At 68.9% G+C, this 13,781-nt stretch carries 16 protein-coding genes; 6 read left to right on the top strand and 10 right to left on the bottom strand.

The genetic code is table 11. The features are described from left to right. Window positions 1–3: 3 nt before the first annotated feature. The 7 genes from AB0K60_RS13570 to AB0K60_RS13540 all read right to left on the bottom strand — a co-directional run bounded on the left by AB0K60_RS13570 (window position 4) and on the right by AB0K60_RS13540 (window position 3,979). On the bottom strand, window positions 4–456 hold the full coding sequence (locus AB0K60_RS13570; protein WP_364052913.1) for a hypothetical protein: 453 nt from the start codon (window positions 454–456) through the stop codon (window positions 4–6). Between the two features lie 54 nt (window positions 457–510). Then, window positions 511–648 (bottom strand): hypothetical protein, encoded by a 138-nt coding sequence (locus AB0K60_RS13565; protein WP_364052910.1) that lies wholly within the window; start codon window positions 646–648, stop codon window positions 511–513. Between the two features lie 199 nt (window positions 649–847). Further along, the gene (locus tag AB0K60_RS13560; RefSeq protein ID WP_364052907.1) at window positions 848–1,156 is read right to left on the bottom strand and encodes a hypothetical protein; all 309 of its coding nucleotides are present in this window, start codon (window positions 1,154–1,156) and stop codon (window positions 848–850) included. Window positions 1,157–1,176: 20 nt separating this feature from the next. Next, window positions 1,177–1,620 carry a hypothetical protein gene (locus AB0K60_RS13555; protein WP_364052904.1) on the bottom strand — a complete coding sequence of 148 codons (444 nt, stop codon included), beginning with the start codon at window positions 1,618–1,620 and terminating at the stop codon, window positions 1,177–1,179. 115 nt (window positions 1,621–1,735) lie between these two features. After that, complete coding sequence (locus tag AB0K60_RS13550; RefSeq protein WP_364053484.1) at window positions 1,736–2,134, bottom strand: transposase; 399 nt, start codon at window positions 2,132–2,134, stop codon at window positions 1,736–1,738. A gap of 8 nt (window positions 2,135–2,142) precedes the next feature. After that, on the bottom strand, window positions 2,143–2,382 hold the full coding sequence (locus tag AB0K60_RS13545; protein ID WP_364052901.1) for a helix-turn-helix domain-containing protein: 240 nt from the start codon (window positions 2,380–2,382) through the stop codon (window positions 2,143–2,145). A 1,189-nt stretch (window positions 2,383–3,571) separates the two neighbouring features. Further along, a complete protein-coding gene (locus tag AB0K60_RS13540) occupies window positions 3,572–3,979 on the bottom strand; it encodes an ATP-binding protein (RefSeq protein ID WP_364052898.1) in 408 nt (135 codons plus the stop codon). 296 nt (window positions 3,980–4,275) lie between these two features. Between AB0K60_RS13540 and AB0K60_RS13535 the strand changes: the two genes are divergently transcribed. Then, window positions 4,276–5,217 carry a helix-turn-helix transcriptional regulator gene (locus AB0K60_RS13535; RefSeq protein ID WP_364052895.1) on the top strand — a complete coding sequence of 314 codons (942 nt, stop codon included), beginning with the start codon at window positions 4,276–4,278 and terminating at the stop codon, window positions 5,215–5,217. Beyond that, the gene (locus AB0K60_RS13530) at window positions 5,214–5,657 is read left to right on the top strand and encodes a DUF397 domain-containing protein (protein WP_364052892.1); all 444 of its coding nucleotides are present in this window, start codon (window positions 5,214–5,216) and stop codon (window positions 5,655–5,657) included. Before AB0K60_RS13535 ends, AB0K60_RS13530 begins: the two co-directional genes overlap by 4 nt. A gap of 444 nt (window positions 5,658–6,101) precedes the next feature. Here the strand turns inward: AB0K60_RS13530 and AB0K60_RS13525 are convergent, their stop codons facing one another. Then, window positions 6,102–6,974 (bottom strand): methyltransferase, encoded by an 873-nt coding sequence (locus AB0K60_RS13525; protein ID WP_364053481.1) that lies wholly within the window; start codon window positions 6,972–6,974, stop codon window positions 6,102–6,104. 140 nt (window positions 6,975–7,114) lie between these two features. Beyond that, window positions 7,115–7,720 carry an XRE family transcriptional regulator gene (locus AB0K60_RS13520; protein ID WP_364052889.1) on the bottom strand — a complete coding sequence of 202 codons (606 nt, stop codon included), beginning with the start codon at window positions 7,718–7,720 and terminating at the stop codon, window positions 7,115–7,117. A gap of 92 nt (window positions 7,721–7,812) precedes the next feature. Here AB0K60_RS13520 and AB0K60_RS13515 point away from each other — a divergent pair, with 92 nt between their 5' ends. The 4 genes from AB0K60_RS13515 to AB0K60_RS13500 all read left to right on the top strand — a co-directional run bounded on the left by AB0K60_RS13515 (window position 7,813) and on the right by AB0K60_RS13500 (window position 12,913). After that, a complete protein-coding gene (locus tag AB0K60_RS13515) occupies window positions 7,813–8,820 on the top strand; it encodes an NAD(P)/FAD-dependent oxidoreductase (RefSeq protein WP_364052886.1) in 1,008 nt (335 codons plus the stop codon). Between the two features lie 215 nt (window positions 8,821–9,035). After that, window positions 9,036–9,503: an SRPBCC domain-containing protein gene (locus tag AB0K60_RS13510; protein WP_364052883.1), complete on the top strand. Its 468-nt coding sequence runs from the start codon at window positions 9,036–9,038 to the stop codon at window positions 9,501–9,503. A 518-nt stretch (window positions 9,504–10,021) separates the two neighbouring features. Then, on the top strand, window positions 10,022–11,356 hold the full coding sequence (locus AB0K60_RS13505) for an MFS transporter (RefSeq protein WP_364052880.1): 1,335 nt from the start codon (window positions 10,022–10,024) through the stop codon (window positions 11,354–11,356). Window positions 11,357–11,524: 168 nt separating this feature from the next. Continuing rightward, window positions 11,525–12,913: an ATP-binding protein gene (locus AB0K60_RS13500; protein WP_364052877.1), complete on the top strand. Its 1,389-nt coding sequence runs from the start codon at window positions 11,525–11,527 to the stop codon at window positions 12,911–12,913. Window positions 12,914–13,502: 589 nt separating this feature from the next. On the opposite strand, the gene AB0K60_RS13495 is transcribed toward AB0K60_RS13500, so the two are convergent. After that, on the bottom strand, window positions 13,503–13,628 hold the full coding sequence (locus AB0K60_RS13495) for a hypothetical protein (protein WP_364052874.1): 126 nt from the start codon (window positions 13,626–13,628) through the stop codon (window positions 13,503–13,505). Between the last annotated feature and the right edge of the window lie 153 nt (window positions 13,629–13,781).

Raw genomic sequence — 13,781 nt, 5'->3', positions numbered from 1 at the left:
GTCTCACGGTTCGTCGGCCGCGGGACGGGCAAGGGCTCCCATCGCTTGGTGGGTCGTGGCGGGCCCCGGGTGCCGGTCGGTGAGCAGGGCGGTCATGCGGGCGAGCTGGGCGCGGTTGCGGTCCAGTTCGGCCTGGAGCCGGTCGTGTTCGGCCTGCAGCCGCAGGATCGCGCCGGCTTTGCGGGTCAGGCACTGGTGTCGGCGGATGGTGTGGCGAGCGGCGGCCAGGCGCAGATCGTCCAGGTCCGGCCGGTCCAGCCAGTACACCGGGAGCGCGGCCAGCACGGCGGCGACGTGCCGGGCGGTCCGGGCCGGGACCGGGACCGCGTGCCGGTCGCCGCGGGGGTCGATGCGCCGCATCATCACGTCCAGCGCGTGCGGGGTACAGGCACCGTCACGCGCGTGCAGGGCGTCCAGGATGCTGTAGTCGGTCAGCGCGACGGTCCGGTTGACCACCGGCCGGTCCGGCCGCTCACGGGCGGATACGGCGCCCGGCGGCAGCGGGCCGCCCTAATGGACGATCAGCCGGGTGCAGCCGACCTTGACATCGTCGACGTTGAAGGCTGGCCCCAGGGTGAAGGTCCCGGCGAGCCTGACGCCGCTCACCTGGCACGTCAGCGCGCCGGTGACCGGATCGGGGACTGCCACCACGTGCAGTTGGCCGTAGGGGCCGGCGTCGAGTGTGACCTTGTGGGCGGCGGAGCATAGGCGGTTTCGATCATCTGGGTTTCCTTTGATGCGGCAGGGCCGCCTGCCCGCGGATGCGGGGCAGGCGGCCCTGGAAGGTGGACAGCGAGCTGGTTGGCAGGGACCCGTGGCCCCTTTTTCTGGTGGGCTCAAGGGCTGCTCATGCCGCCGGATGTTCCGGACCGGGTCCTTGAGACGGAGGCGACGGTCCCAGGCGGTCGCCGCGGCGCGGGTGCAGCGCCCTGCCGTCCAAAAGCATCCGCAGACGCTGCTCGGCGTGGTCGTCGCGGGTGTGGGCCTCGATCAGGACCGCGCAGCCGGTGGGGGCCTGGTGGATGAAGACGACGACCTGCCCGGCGTTGACGTCGATGTGGGCGACCGGGCGGCCACCGGCGTCCTCGAACCGGTCCACGCTGATGACCGTCGGGCTCGCCGACAGCGGGTGCTGCTGGTGGTGGTGGGTGGACATGCGGGCCTCCCCGAAATGGTTCAGGCGTGACGCAGGGCGTCGATGGCGGCCTGGCCGATCGCCTGGGCGGCGGTGGCCGGGTCGGAGGCGTCGACCGGGCGGGCGTGGGGCAGGACGCGGGCGGCGCTATCCAGGCACAGCTGCAGCACGGTGCATCCGGCGCGGTCCAGCCGGGCCAGCAGGTCGCGTACGGCGTCGTGCTGGTCGTGGTCGTTGAGGTGGCCGTCGGAGGCGATCACCAGCAGGCGCGCCCCGTGCCCGGCAGCCAGCTCAAGCGCGCCGTCCAGGACGCGGATGGCCTCGGGTAGCACGGCGGTGCCCTGATCGGTGGTCAGCAGCGGCACCTGATCGGGGGGCTCGCAGGGCCGGGTCAGCGCGGTCAGCCGGTCACCCCAGGCGATGGTGGCCGACTGGCCGTGGATCTGCCGTACGGCGTGCGCCATCACCCATGCCAGGACGGACATGTCATGGTTTACGGATTATCAAAATAGCCCAAGCGCTCACTGTTTTGCGAAACGAAATGTCACTCTCGGCAGGAGTATGGGCTGTGGGTGCTCATGTGACATTGGCTAGAGAGGCTTAATGGCTGGGGTTACGGCGGGTGGAAGTCCAGGCTGTCCTGGTGGTGAAGCCGATGATGAGGCCTGGCCGGTACTGCATCCGTTTGAGCTGGTTCTTCACCACCGCGGTCAACTGGTCCGCGGTACGCATGGCCAGGTTGGCCAGGCTCTTCTTTATGTGCGCCCACACGCCCCCGAGCGGGTTGAGTTCCGGGGCGTAGGCGGGCAGGTGGAAGGCCGTCAGCCACGGCCGCGTCGCGATCAGTGCCTTCATCGTGGTCGAGGTATGGGTGTTTAGGTTGTCCCACACCACCACCATCGGGCCGCCGAGCCGCTGATGAGCGGCGTCGAGCAAGGCGGCGTAATCGGCCTCGCCGAACCCCTTGCGCTCGCCTTTGCGGCCCCGGTGATACCGGATCCGGTAGATCAGCCGGGACCGGCAGCCCGGCTTGGTGGCGACCCCGCTCCTTTGGACGCTGGCGCCTCACGCCCGCCGGCCTGCAGAGCTCGCCGCCACCGGTTCGCCGACATCCGCGACACCCGGAACTCCTTGGCCACCTGCGCGTCGGTGGCGCCCTCGGCGAACCTGTCGGCCGCTCGCATCCGCACCCGCTCACGGCGTAGCCGTTGCTCGGCGGTCAGTCCACCGCCGTCGGGATACCTCATGAACCGGGTCGTAGCACCAGGCCTGCTCCATGCCACCTCGCGTCCAGGTGAGGACACATAACCCTCGCCTTTAAAACTCTCTAATAGCCGACGGCCGGAAGATCACGAATTAGTGCCAGAGCCAGTTTCCCGTGGCCGCTTACAAGACGCTCCGGATGCATGATCCTCCAGTGAACAGCCGGTGCGATCAAGCCCGTGCTCGCCGGGCACGGCTGTACCATCCGGGCTGGCCGCCACAATAGGTCAGATATCAAATACATAACGAAGTAGGAGATGGTGCCCTCTCCGGGCTGTGCACTGCCATGCACCAGGATGCACACCGGTGCATATGAGTGCACCCAGGTGCAGAAGGATCTCGCTCTGCCTCTCGTGAAGGTCCGATAGGTTATGCCCGTACCTTGATTTCCCCGGTCGCTGGCCGCTCAACGGACGGCGTCAGCTGGCCGCCCGAGGGGCGCCCTGCCACGCGCTTCCGCCCGCTCGCGCGGAGGAGCCGGGCAGTCGGATCGGGGGAGAAAGGGATGGTGTGCGGCGATGGCCAAGCACCGGCGCAAGTCCGGAGGAAAGAGCGGCACGTGGCGGCGGCTCATCGGCAAGGCGGGGGGCGACGTCCTGCGCCTGCTGGTGTGGGAGCTAATCCGCTGGCTGCTCTCCGGAGGTGCCAACGGCCCTGGCGCGCTCCCGCTTCAAGCGGGTAGCGCGGCCAGGACCGCCCAACAGGGGGGAACCCCGTCAGGGGCCCGAGTCCTCCGCCAGGACGGTATCGGGCACCCGGGGTTCCTCCCATCCAATTCCGTGCCGGAAACCGGCACCCTCAAGGTATCAAAGGTGCCGGTGGGCAGTCATGATCGCGTGGGCCGGCAAGAACGACGGTTCGCCACCAGATTCGGCCCTTCCCAGGTCAGCTCAACGACCGAATCGTGGGATAGCTACGTGGCTAAGTAGGAATGCTCGTTCTTTGAGGCTGTTCCGAGCGTGGCGCAGGTGGGAACGGGCCGTGGTCGGCTTCTGCCAGGTCATCGATCTCGGGGTGCGGACCCGGGGCATGAAAGCCGGTGAAGATCTTGCTGATTGCGGTGGTCCCGTTCCTGCCGGGGGAGCAGGGCGGGACCACCGCGTGGCCAGGGCCTAGGCCGAGCGCGGGGGAGTCTCGGGAGGCCTGGCCGGTGGGGGGTGGTCTAGACGTAGGTCACGCTGGCTTGCGGACGGCGAACCAGACGCGCATCCCCTGGCCGTCGAGGTTCGGAGCGGCGCCCCAGCTGTGCGTGAGCGCCGCGACGATTCCCAGCCCGCGGCCGCTTTCGCTGTCCACATCGGCCACTTCGGGGGATGCGGCGGGTATCCAGCCGGGGCCGTGGTCGGTGATCTCGCCGCTCAGGTAGGCGCCGTTGACCGCGAGGGTCAGTTTGACGCGTGACCTCGCGTGGATCACCGCGTTGGCCATGAGTTCGCTGACGATGAGGGTGACCTCATCGGCGAGGGCGATCAGTCCCCAGTCCGCGAGCGTCTTTCGTACGATTTCGCGGGCCTCGCCCACGCATTGCGCGCGTGGAGGCTCCTGGTTCCAGCGCCAGCAGCGCGTCTCTTGGGCGTTCATGGCGCCACTGCCGGGGTGGGGGCGGGCGGGTGCGGCATGAGGCGCCGACTGTGGTCGAGGCTTTCAGTCTTGACCGTGTCGCGCGGTTGAGCCGGGGCGGGTCGTGGGTGAGCGGTCGATGCTCGCGGTCGAATGCGAAACCGCTGCCTGTTTTTGTGCATTGCATCCCCTTGCTGCTGGGGGCCGTCTGGGGCAGATGTTCACAGCTTGACCTCGACGAACTTCAAACGCAAGTGCATTGGGAATGCATTGAAATTGCGTTCGCCGGAATAGGAGGGATTTAGGCACAAAAGTGATTGGCGAACGTACCGTTCAAGAGCGGTCGCATCCTGGGCGCAGCCTGCGGCAGACTGATCCGCGAACCAAGGGAGGGGCAACAGGTGACTGCCGGGCCGAGCCCAACGATGCGCCGCCGCCAGCTCGGCATGGAGCTGCGCCGCCTGCGCGAAGCCGCCGACAAGACGATCGAAGAAGTCGCCAGGCACATCGGCCGCGCCTCGTCCACGGTCAGCCGCATCGAGACCGGCAAGGGCGGCGCCCGCCCGGCCCATGTACGCGCCATGCTCGACCTGTACGGCGTGCCGGAAGGACCCGAGCGCGAGGCCCTGCTGGCCCTGGCCAAGGACGGCCAACGCAAAGGCTGGTGGAGCGAGTTCGACGACGTCCTCAGCGTCGACTTCGATCGCTACCTCGGCTACGAGGGCGGAGCGGCCGGCCTCCGCGTGTACGAGAACCGCCTGGTCCACGGCCTGCTCCAGACCGCCGACTACGCACGAGCCGCGTTGCGAGCCGTACGCATGTACGAGAGCCCCGACGACATCGAGCGCCGCGTCGAACTACGACTCAGACGCCAGGAAATCCTCCGGCCACCCGCCTCTCTGAGGCTATGGACGATTCTGGACGAATCCGTGCTCCGCCGCGGCATCGGCGGGCCAGAGACGATGATCGCCCAGCTTGAGCACCTACTGCGGATGGGACAACAGCCCAACATCACCATCCAGGTGCTGCCTTTCACGCGGGGCCCGCATGCGGGGCTCGACGGGCCATTCGCCCTCATCGAGTTCCCCGGGACCGATCCTGATGTCGTCTATGTCGAAGGACCGGCAGGAAACATCTACCTGGAAAAACCGAAAGATCTCCGGCGGAACCTGGGTGTGTTCAACCATCTGGCATCCGAGAGCCTGACCCGCGAAGAATCGATGTCGTACATCCAGGCCATCGTCGAGGAGATCACGTGACCAGGGAAGAAGAGCACACGAAGAAGGCCATCTCGGCCTGCGCGCGTTGGCGCGTCAGTGGCCGGAGCGACGGCTCCACCACCTGCGTCGAGGCTGCTACCGATGGCGTGACCGTCGCTCTGGGGAACTCCAGCGAACGCCATCCCCACAGACCGGTGCTCCACGTTGCGGTACAGGAGTGGCTCGATTTCCTGGATCAGGTTCGGGCCGGGCACGTCGACCGTAGCATGATTCTCAGCCCAAAGATCGCGGGTCCCTTCGTCGTCCACACCACCGACAGCGGCCTAATCGAGGTGCAATGCACTGAGGAGCCTGACGGTCCACGTCTTCGATACACGCCTGAGGAATGGGATGTCTTCGTTTCAGGGGTGACCCAGAACGGCGAATTCGATATCGATTGGCTCCTCTCTGAAACGAGGGCCATGTCGACACTGGGATGAAGGCGGTCCGGGAGAGGAACGCTCACGTCTGTGAGAGACCCTTGTCGCGCTGGCTGCCGACGGGCAGCGGCTGGCCAAGGCCCGCCTGCCCGAGGGCATGGCGGGCATGACCCGGCTGCACGCCATGATCGGCGAGCAGTTCGGGGATACCGACCCTGACGAGGCCGAGGTGATCATCGGGATCGAGACCGATCGAGGCCCGTGGGTACGGGCCTTGGTCGCCGCCGCCGACACGGTGTACGCGGTCAACCCGCTGGACGCCGCCGACACCCTAGAGTTGTCGGCCAAGGTGCCCGATCCGGCGTCGGCGGCCAAGCTGACCACCACGCAGATCAGTGCGGCGCTCAAGCGGGCTCGCCGTCGCGATATCGGTGAGAGGGCAGCCCGATCGCCGTCGGTACGGCGCATCGCGCCGAGGCCGGTCGGCAGGCGGCGCGCCGGGCATCAGGCGCGCCGGGCGGCCCAGATGGTGCGCTCGGTGCGTACGACGAGATCCTCGCGGCGCAGCAGGCTGGTCGGGTTGTCCGGGTCGAGGATTTCGTCGAGCGCGGCGAGGTCCTCGGGGCTGAGTGTGCCTGCGGCGACGCCGCGAATGCGTTGCAGGGTGACATGGGCGTAGCGGGCGATCGCTTCGTCGCGATCCCCGTCCGTGTTGCCGTCCATGTCGACGGTGATGGTGCGCTGGTCCTCGACGGTGAAGCCGGCGGCTACAAGTAGCCGGCCCCAGTCGGCGCCGCGGTGCGGAACGTGCTCGGCGTACAGGGCGTCGGCCGCGGCATGGACGCGTTCTTCGAGGCCAGGCCGGTTCTCGGGGGCATGAGCGGGCAGGAAGCGGGGGAATCCGGCGAGCTCGACGACGGCGAACAGGCCGCCGGGGGCGAGAAGTTCGCGGACCTTCCGGAGGGTGCGGCCGGGGTCGGCCATGTGGTGCATCGAGGCCGAGGCCCACACCAGGTCCGGCGTGCCCAGGTCGGGCCAGCGGTCGGCGTCGAGGTCGGCCTGTACGGTCCACACCCGTTCCTCGACACCGCGTGCGCATGCCTTCTCGCGCAGCGCCTTCAGGTACCCGACCGCAGCATCGACGGCGGTGACGTGCGCGTAGGGGAAGCGTTCGAGAAGCGCGAAAGTGCCCGCGCCGGTGCCGTAGCCCAGGTCTACGATCCGCCGTGGCTCGCTCGTCAGCGGCAGCCACGCGGTGATGGACGCGATGTGCTCGGCGAGCACCTCGGCGTCCAGGTCGAGGATCTCCGCCTGGCCGTCATCGCCGTGGTCGTGCGGGTCGTCATGGTCGTGGCCGGGGTGAGTGTGCTGGTGCAGTGGAGTCACGACGGCAACGGTAAGCCCGTCATGCGCGTACCGCATGATCACTTGCGCGAGAGGCAAGAAGATGGCTTGTTATGCTGCCCGCCACGCGATAGCGCCCGCCGCGCCGTGGCCTCCGGCGCGGCCGTGGCCCGCTATTCGCCAGGGGCCTGGGCGCCTGCGCGGTCGGCTGCGGAGGCGTCGGCGTCCTTCTGGTGGCCGCGGCGGGCGTCGCGGTCGAAGATGCCGAGGATCTCGCACGGCCCGCCCTCGGCGCCGATGGCGTGCGGCATCATGGTGGGGAACTCCGCGGCCTGGTTGGTCTCGATGCGAAAGCGCCGGTGACCAAGCATGAGGACGGCGGTGCCGGACAGCACCACCAGCCATTCGTGGCCGGGGTGGGCGCGCATGCGGGCCGGATTGTCGGGCGGGGGGTCGATCAGCCGCTGACGCATCACGGCCATGCCCGGGTCGCTCTTGACGGGCCAGCGCAGGCCGTGGACGCGGTCGATCACCGGGCTGATGACGACGTCGTCGGTTGCGCTCTCGACGAGCTGGTCCAAGGTGGTGTTGAGGGCTCGGGCCAGGGTGACCAGTTGATCCAGGACGAGGCGGCGCCGGCCGTTCTCGATGCGGCTCAGCGACGACTGGCTGAGGTTGGCGCGCCTGGCCAGTTCCTCGAGCGACCAGCCCTGTGCGACGCGCAGGGCACGGATCCGTTTGCGTACGAGGCTTTCCAATTGCCCATCTTCTTGCGTCATAGGCAATATGGTATGCCTTTGGTGCAAATCGAGTTTAACGTCGCAGACAGTCGGCCCGGAAGAGGGCCCTTTGCACGACGAAAGGGCGTGACATGTCTGCGCAAACCTTCCACTACGAGAGCGATCCCCTGCCCGCCGAGACCGTGGATGTGGCGGTGATCGGCGGCGGCCCCGCGGGCCTGAACGGCGCGCTGATGCTGGCCCGCTCGCGTCGCTCGGTCGTCGTGATCGACGGCGGCGCCCCGCGCAATGCCCCCGCCACCGCCATGCACGGCTTCATCGTCCTGGACGGCACCCCGCCCGCCGAGATCCTCCAGCGCGGACGTCGGCAGGTCCGTGAGTACGGCGGCCGGGTCGTCTTCGGGGCGGCGGCCGCGGCCGAGCCCGCCGCCCCTGCGGCCGACGGCGACCTGCGGTTCGGCCTCACCCTGGCCGACGGCCGTACGCTGACCGCCCGCCGTGTGCTGGTCGCCACCGGCCTGCGCGACGTCCTGCCCGAGGTGCCGGGCCTGGCCGAGCACTGGGGCCACAGCGTGGTGCACTGCCCCTACTGCCACGGCTGGGAGGTCCGCGACGAGCCGATCGGCATCCTCGCCATCGGCCCCGCCTCCGTGCACCACGCCTGGCTGTTCCGCCAGCTCACGGATGACCTCATTTACTTCAGCCGGGGCGCCGACCTGGATCCCGAGACCCGCGCCCGCTTCGCCGCCCGCGACATCCGCGTCGTCGAGACCGACGTCAAGGAGGTCGTTAACGACGACCGGGGCGCTCTCGCCGGAGTACGCCTGACCGACGGCACCGTCGTGGAGCGGCGCGTTCTCGCGGTCGCCACACGGCTGGAAGCCCGTACCGAAGGGCTGGAGGGCCTCAAGCTTCCGACGGAGGACCTGCCCGACGGCATGGGCCGCTGCTTCGCCTCCGGCATGGCCGGCGCCACCGAGATCCCGGGCGTGTGGGTGGCCGGCAACGCCACCGACCTCATGGCCCAGGTAGGCGCCGCGGCCGCGGCCGGCGCGCTGGCCGGCGCTCACATCAACGCCGCCCTCGCCACCGCGGACGCCGACGCCGCGCTCGCCACGGTGCGGAAGGCCGCCGACTGACGGCAAGACCGCCGCTTCGGGCGCTCCGCGTCAAGGGCATCACGGGAGGCGGCACGGACGACGCCCTCGACAACCACTATCTCCAGATCCTGCCGTCACCCGTCGCGGATCCCGCTGTCGTCACGTGCACGACGCAAGGATTCCAGTACCTCCTCGCAAGGTACGAGCGGAGCCATGCTCCCGTCCGGCGTCGCCTGTCCCGGTATCATTTTCGGATGAATGTTCGAGTCGATCGGGCGGTACGCGTCGTCGCCGCCTCGCCGCCACGGGTGTACCAGGCGTTCGTCACTGCCGATGAGTACCTCGCGTGGCTGCCACCGGACGGCATGACGGGCCGGATGATCCGTTTCGACGCACGGCCCGGCGGCGGTTACCGCATGGAGCTGCGCTACCGCGATCCGCAAGGCGCGCCGGGGAAGACCACCGCCGACGCCGATGTCGTGGACGTTCGGTTCATCGAACTCCGGCCTCCGTCGAGGATCGTCCAGGAGGTCGACTTCGACTCGGACGATCCCGCGTTCGCCGGTTCGATGCGGATGACGTGGACGTTCGTGCCGGTCGAGGGCGGCACGAAGGTCGAGGTGCGCTGCGAGAACGTGCCGCCGGGCATCCGGCCGGAGGACCACGCCGCCGGGCTGACGGCGAGCCTGGCCAATCTCGCGGCCTTCGTCGAGAACCCCTGATCGCCGGCGGCCCCTCCGCCAGGTCCGGTGCCGACGTGGGTCCGGCCGTACCGTCACGATCATCAAGGGGCCGATGGCACGATCCGCTTCGCGTAGCCCCTGAAGGGTGTCGACCGCTTCGGCGTTGAGCTCGCCGACGCGGGCGCGCAGTTCGGCGCCGTGGGCCTGGGCGCGGCGGCGCAGCCAGGCGGGGACGAGGGTGAGCGCCCATCCTCAACCTGGTCGGCGTGACAATCAGGTGACGGTTCCACGGCGTGAGTGTCCTGCCGACGGGCCGGCCCCATGCCCAGCCGCCGCTGCCGCGCGGCGTTGCGCCGATCAACGGCCGTGTTCAGCACCAGCGTCGGCTAAATCCTCCCGGTTCACGTTCACAAAGCACTTGTTGACCTTGTTGAGAATATCGTCATACGATCTGACGAGATGTTGGTAATACCGGTGGCGCCGGGGGAGCGTCCGCCTGGTGATCGTGCCTGCGAGCGTACGGCCGCGATCGCAGGGCACTCCCTAAGGAGCGACACGTGGCGAACGCAGCAACCGCCGAGTTGACCCGCGTCCGGCGCAGGACCGCCGTGGCCGTGGGCATCGGCAACTTCATGGAGTGGTTCGACTTCGCGGTCTACGGATTCTTCGCGACCACTCTGGGAGCGCTGTACTTCCCCAACGACAACGCGGCGATCTCGCTGCTGTCATCGCTGGCCGCCTTCGGCGTGGCCTTCTTCATGCGGCCGGTCGGCGGCTTCGTGCTCGGCTCGATCGGCGACCGGTTCGGACGCCGCTTCGCGCTCACCCTGACCGTCGGCATGATGGGCGTGACCACCACGATCGTGGGCCTGCTGCCGACCTATGAACAGGCGGGCATCATCGCGCCCATCCTGCTGGTGCTGATGCGCTGCCTGCAGGGTTTCTCCGCGGGGGGCGAGTGGACCGGCTCCTCCGCGTTCCTGATCGAGTACGTGGACGCCGGCAGGCGCGGGCTGTTCGGCAGCATCATCTCGGCCACGGCCGCGCTCGCCACGATCGCCGGGAGCCTGATCGCGCTGGGGCTGAACTCCTGGCTGACCGAGGCGGCCTTCGACTCCTGGGGCTGGCGGGTGCCGTTTCTGCTGGCCGCGCCGCTTGGCCTGATCGGGCTGTACATCCGGCTGAAGATCGACGAGACGCCGGTGTTCCAGGAGATCAAGGAGCAGAAGGCGGTCGTGGCCAACCCGCTGCTCACGGGCAGCCGCGACAACTTCCGCGCGATCGTGCTCACCTTCTTTTTCGCCAGCGTGCAGGGGCTTGGCTTCTACTACCTGGCCACGTACGTCGTGACCTATCTGACCACCACCGTCGCGCTGCAGCGTACGCACGCGCTGGCGCTGGTCGCCGCCGGGCTGAGCTTCTACGCCCTGATGTGCCCGGTCGCGGGCGCCGTGTCGGACCGGTTCGGGCGCCGCCCGATCAACGTACTGGGCAGCCTGGGCCTGGCGGTGCTGGTCTTCCCGGCGTTCCTGCTGATGAGCACCGGCAACTCGGCCCTGGTCTTCCTCGGCATCGCGGTGTTCGCGATCTGCCAGTCCATGGTCAGCGTCACCACCGTGGTCATGCTCACCGAGCTGTTCCCGGCGCAGACGCGCGGCAGCGGCAGCGCGCTCGGGTTCAACCTGGGCCTGGCGCTGATCGGCGGGCCCGGCCCGTTCGTCGCGGCGGCCATCGCGACCGCGTCCGACGTGCGCGCGATGCCGGCGATCTACATGGTGGCCGTGGCGCTGGCCGGCTTCCTGGTGGTGCTGCGCTGGCTGCCCGAGACCCGGGGCAGGGACCTGGGCATGGACGCCGAGGCGCCGCGAATCGGCGGACGGCTGAGGGCCTGACGACGGCGTACGAGGTGGTGTGACGAAACGTGCGTCACAGCCACAGCGCGGCAGCGGACCGATCGTGGACAGGCGGCCGTGGCGCCTGTCGAACGGCATCGCGCGTCATACTGACACTCGACGTCAGTGACGTTTGCTGTCACCGACGTCGAATGCTAGGAATGGGTCGTGGCCTTCGTCAATCGGGTAACCGAGCTCGCCCAGCTTCAGGAGTGGTGGGAGACGCCGGATGCGCGCCCTGCCCTGGTCTGGGGTCGTCGGCGTGTCGGCAAGACAGCGCTGATCACGGAATTCGCCGCGCGGACCGGTGCCCGGACTCTCTTCCACATCGGAGGGACCCGAACCGCTGCGGCGGAGCTGGGCGTTTTATCGGCGAGAGCCGCCGCCGTCACCACGAGCGGGCGAAGGAACCCGGGGGAGCAGCCCTATCGCGACTGGGACGACGCCCTTGAACATCTGGTCACCCAGGCCGGAGACCAGCCACTCCTGCTCGTCCTGGACGAATTCCCGGAGCTCATGCGGTCATCGCCGGAGCTGCCGGGAGTGCTGCGGGCCTTCCTCGACCGACCGGAAGGTGTCGGGCGGCTTCGGCTGCTCGTCTGTGGCTCCGCGGTGCGCACGATGTGGGAGATGCAGGAATACCGCGCACCGCTCTACGGCCGATTCGACCTGGCCCTGCAGGTTCATCCCTTCCGGCCGCACGAGGCGGCCGAGTTGCTGCCCGATCTTTCGCCTGCGGATCGGGCGCTGGTCTACGGGATCGTCGGTGGGACCCCGCTGTATCTGAGTTGGTGGCGGCAAGACCTCTCCGTCGAGCGGAACCTGCTGCGCCTCGCCTGCAAGCCGGGTGCCCGACTGCTGACCGAGGGAGAACTCGTGCTCGCCACCGAGGCGGAGGCGGGTGACTACCCGGCCGCCGTGCTGGAGGCGATCGCCAGTGGAAAGACCCGGCACCACGAGATCGCCGACGCCATCGGCGCCGATCCAAGCCGTACTCTGCGGCAGTTGGCCAAGCTTCGGCTGATCGAACGGCTGGTCCCCGTAACCGACGCCGCGCAACGGACCCGGCGCAGGATCTACCGCATCGCCGACCCCTTTCTCGCCTTCTACCTCGGCCCGCTCATGCGCTATCGAGCCGAGATCGAGCAAGGAGCGGGCGAGGACGTGGTCCAGGCGCTGCTCGAGTCCTCGACCGGACATCTCGGAGCCGTCTACGAGGAGGCATTTCGCGACCACCTACGACGGCTCGCGAGGGCGGGCAGGCTCGGCCCTCGCGTCGTGGCCATCGGTTCGTGGTGGAAAGACGACGGTCAAGATCAGATCGATGCCGTGGTCCTGGCCGAGCCCGAACGAACCCGGATCCCCGTCCTGGTCGGTGAGGCCAAGTGGGCCAAGAGCGTGAACGCGGCCCGGCTGAAGGCACAGTTGGCGAGAAAGGCGGCCAACCTCACAAAGGACGTCGACTCGCTGACCTACGCGATCTGCTCCCGCGAGGAGATCACGCACGCCGATGCCGAGACCCTCGCCATCACCGCATCCGACATCTTCGCCCCCTGACCCCCGGGCCTGTGGGCGTGACCTCGTCGGGACCAAGCCCAGGTCCGCGCGGCGCGGCACGGTGGCCGCGCCCGCGTGCCCTGGGGATACACCGCGTCGGTGTTCCGGAACCCGGATGCCCGAAGGGCCTCGACCACCCGGTACGCCGTGAACGGTTCACGTCTCGACGGCCGTACCGCCATGCGATAGCCGAGCGCGAAGGCCTGCAGCCAGGCGTTCTGGATCGCCGGCAGGTGCCCCGAGAGGACGACGCCGAGAGTCTCGCCGCGCCGCGTCCGCGCCCCGCTGCCCGCACGGCGGCCGACGTCGCCCCACTCGCGCGCTTCCGTAAATGTTGTGGATCACGGTGTCGGAGGCGGCCTGCGCGATGAGGTGGTAGGTGTCGTCATCGAGGTGCGCCCCGGCGAGCGCGAGGTATTTCAGCGTTCGGCGGGGCCGGTCCGTCAACTCTTCGTGGAGGAGCAGCGTCGGGGCCGCGGCTCGTCTGGGAGTCGTTCATCCGCTCCGCGATCGACCTGGCGTCCGGGCGAAACCGGCGTAATCCACCCATCCAGCTATTCCGCGCATAGCGGATCTCCGGGGAAGGCGTTCATGGGTTCGGGCTCCACGGCAGGATCGTCAGCGCGACCACCACGAGGCCGGCGGCGGACCACAGCAGCGTGGTCGTCCCCGCCGACTCCAGAACCGCGGCGCCCACGAAACTGCCGAGCGCCACGGACGCGTTGAACGTCCCGACCTACTGGCCGGTGACCTGCTCGACCCGGTCCGGAGCCGACCGGGTCAGCCAGATCTGGCCGCTGACGGACAGGCCGCCATAGGTGAGGCCCCACAGCAGGACGCTCGCGGCGGCGTCCACCAGCGAGGTACG

It is taken from the genome of Thermopolyspora sp. NPDC052614 (assembly GCF_040678635.1).
Classification (GTDB): Bacteria; Actinomycetota; Actinomycetes; order Streptosporangiales; family Streptosporangiaceae; genus Thermopolyspora.
This window is presented reverse-complemented; position numbering and strand designations above follow the sequence as displayed.

Excerpts from the sequence above, each read along its gene's own strand:
- AB0K60_RS13510 (WP_364052883.1), top strand. The coding sequence starts at position 9,036 with ATGAATGTTCGAGTCGATCGGGCGGTACGCGTCGTCGCCGCCTCGCCG.
- AB0K60_RS13560 (WP_364052907.1), bottom strand. The coding sequence starts at position 1,156 with ATGTCCACCCACCACCACCAGCAGCACCCGCTGTCGGCGAGCCCGACG.
- AB0K60_RS13515 (WP_364052886.1), top strand. The coding sequence starts at position 7,813 with ATGTCTGCGCAAACCTTCCACTACGAGAGCGATCCCCTGCCCGCCGAG.
- AB0K60_RS13545 (WP_364052901.1), bottom strand. The coding sequence starts at position 2,382 with ATGAGGTATCCCGACGGCGGTGGACTGACCGCCGAGCAACGGCTACGC.
- AB0K60_RS13555 (WP_364052904.1), bottom strand. The coding sequence starts at position 1,620 with ATGTCCGTCCTGGCATGGGTGATGGCGCACGCCGTACGGCAGATCCAC.
- AB0K60_RS13520 (WP_364052889.1), bottom strand. The coding sequence starts at position 7,720 with ATGACGCAAGAAGATGGGCAATTGGAAAGCCTCGTACGCAAACGGATC.
- AB0K60_RS13540 (WP_364052898.1), bottom strand. The coding sequence starts at position 3,979 with ATGAACGCCCAAGAGACGCGCTGCTGGCGCTGGAACCAGGAGCCTCCA.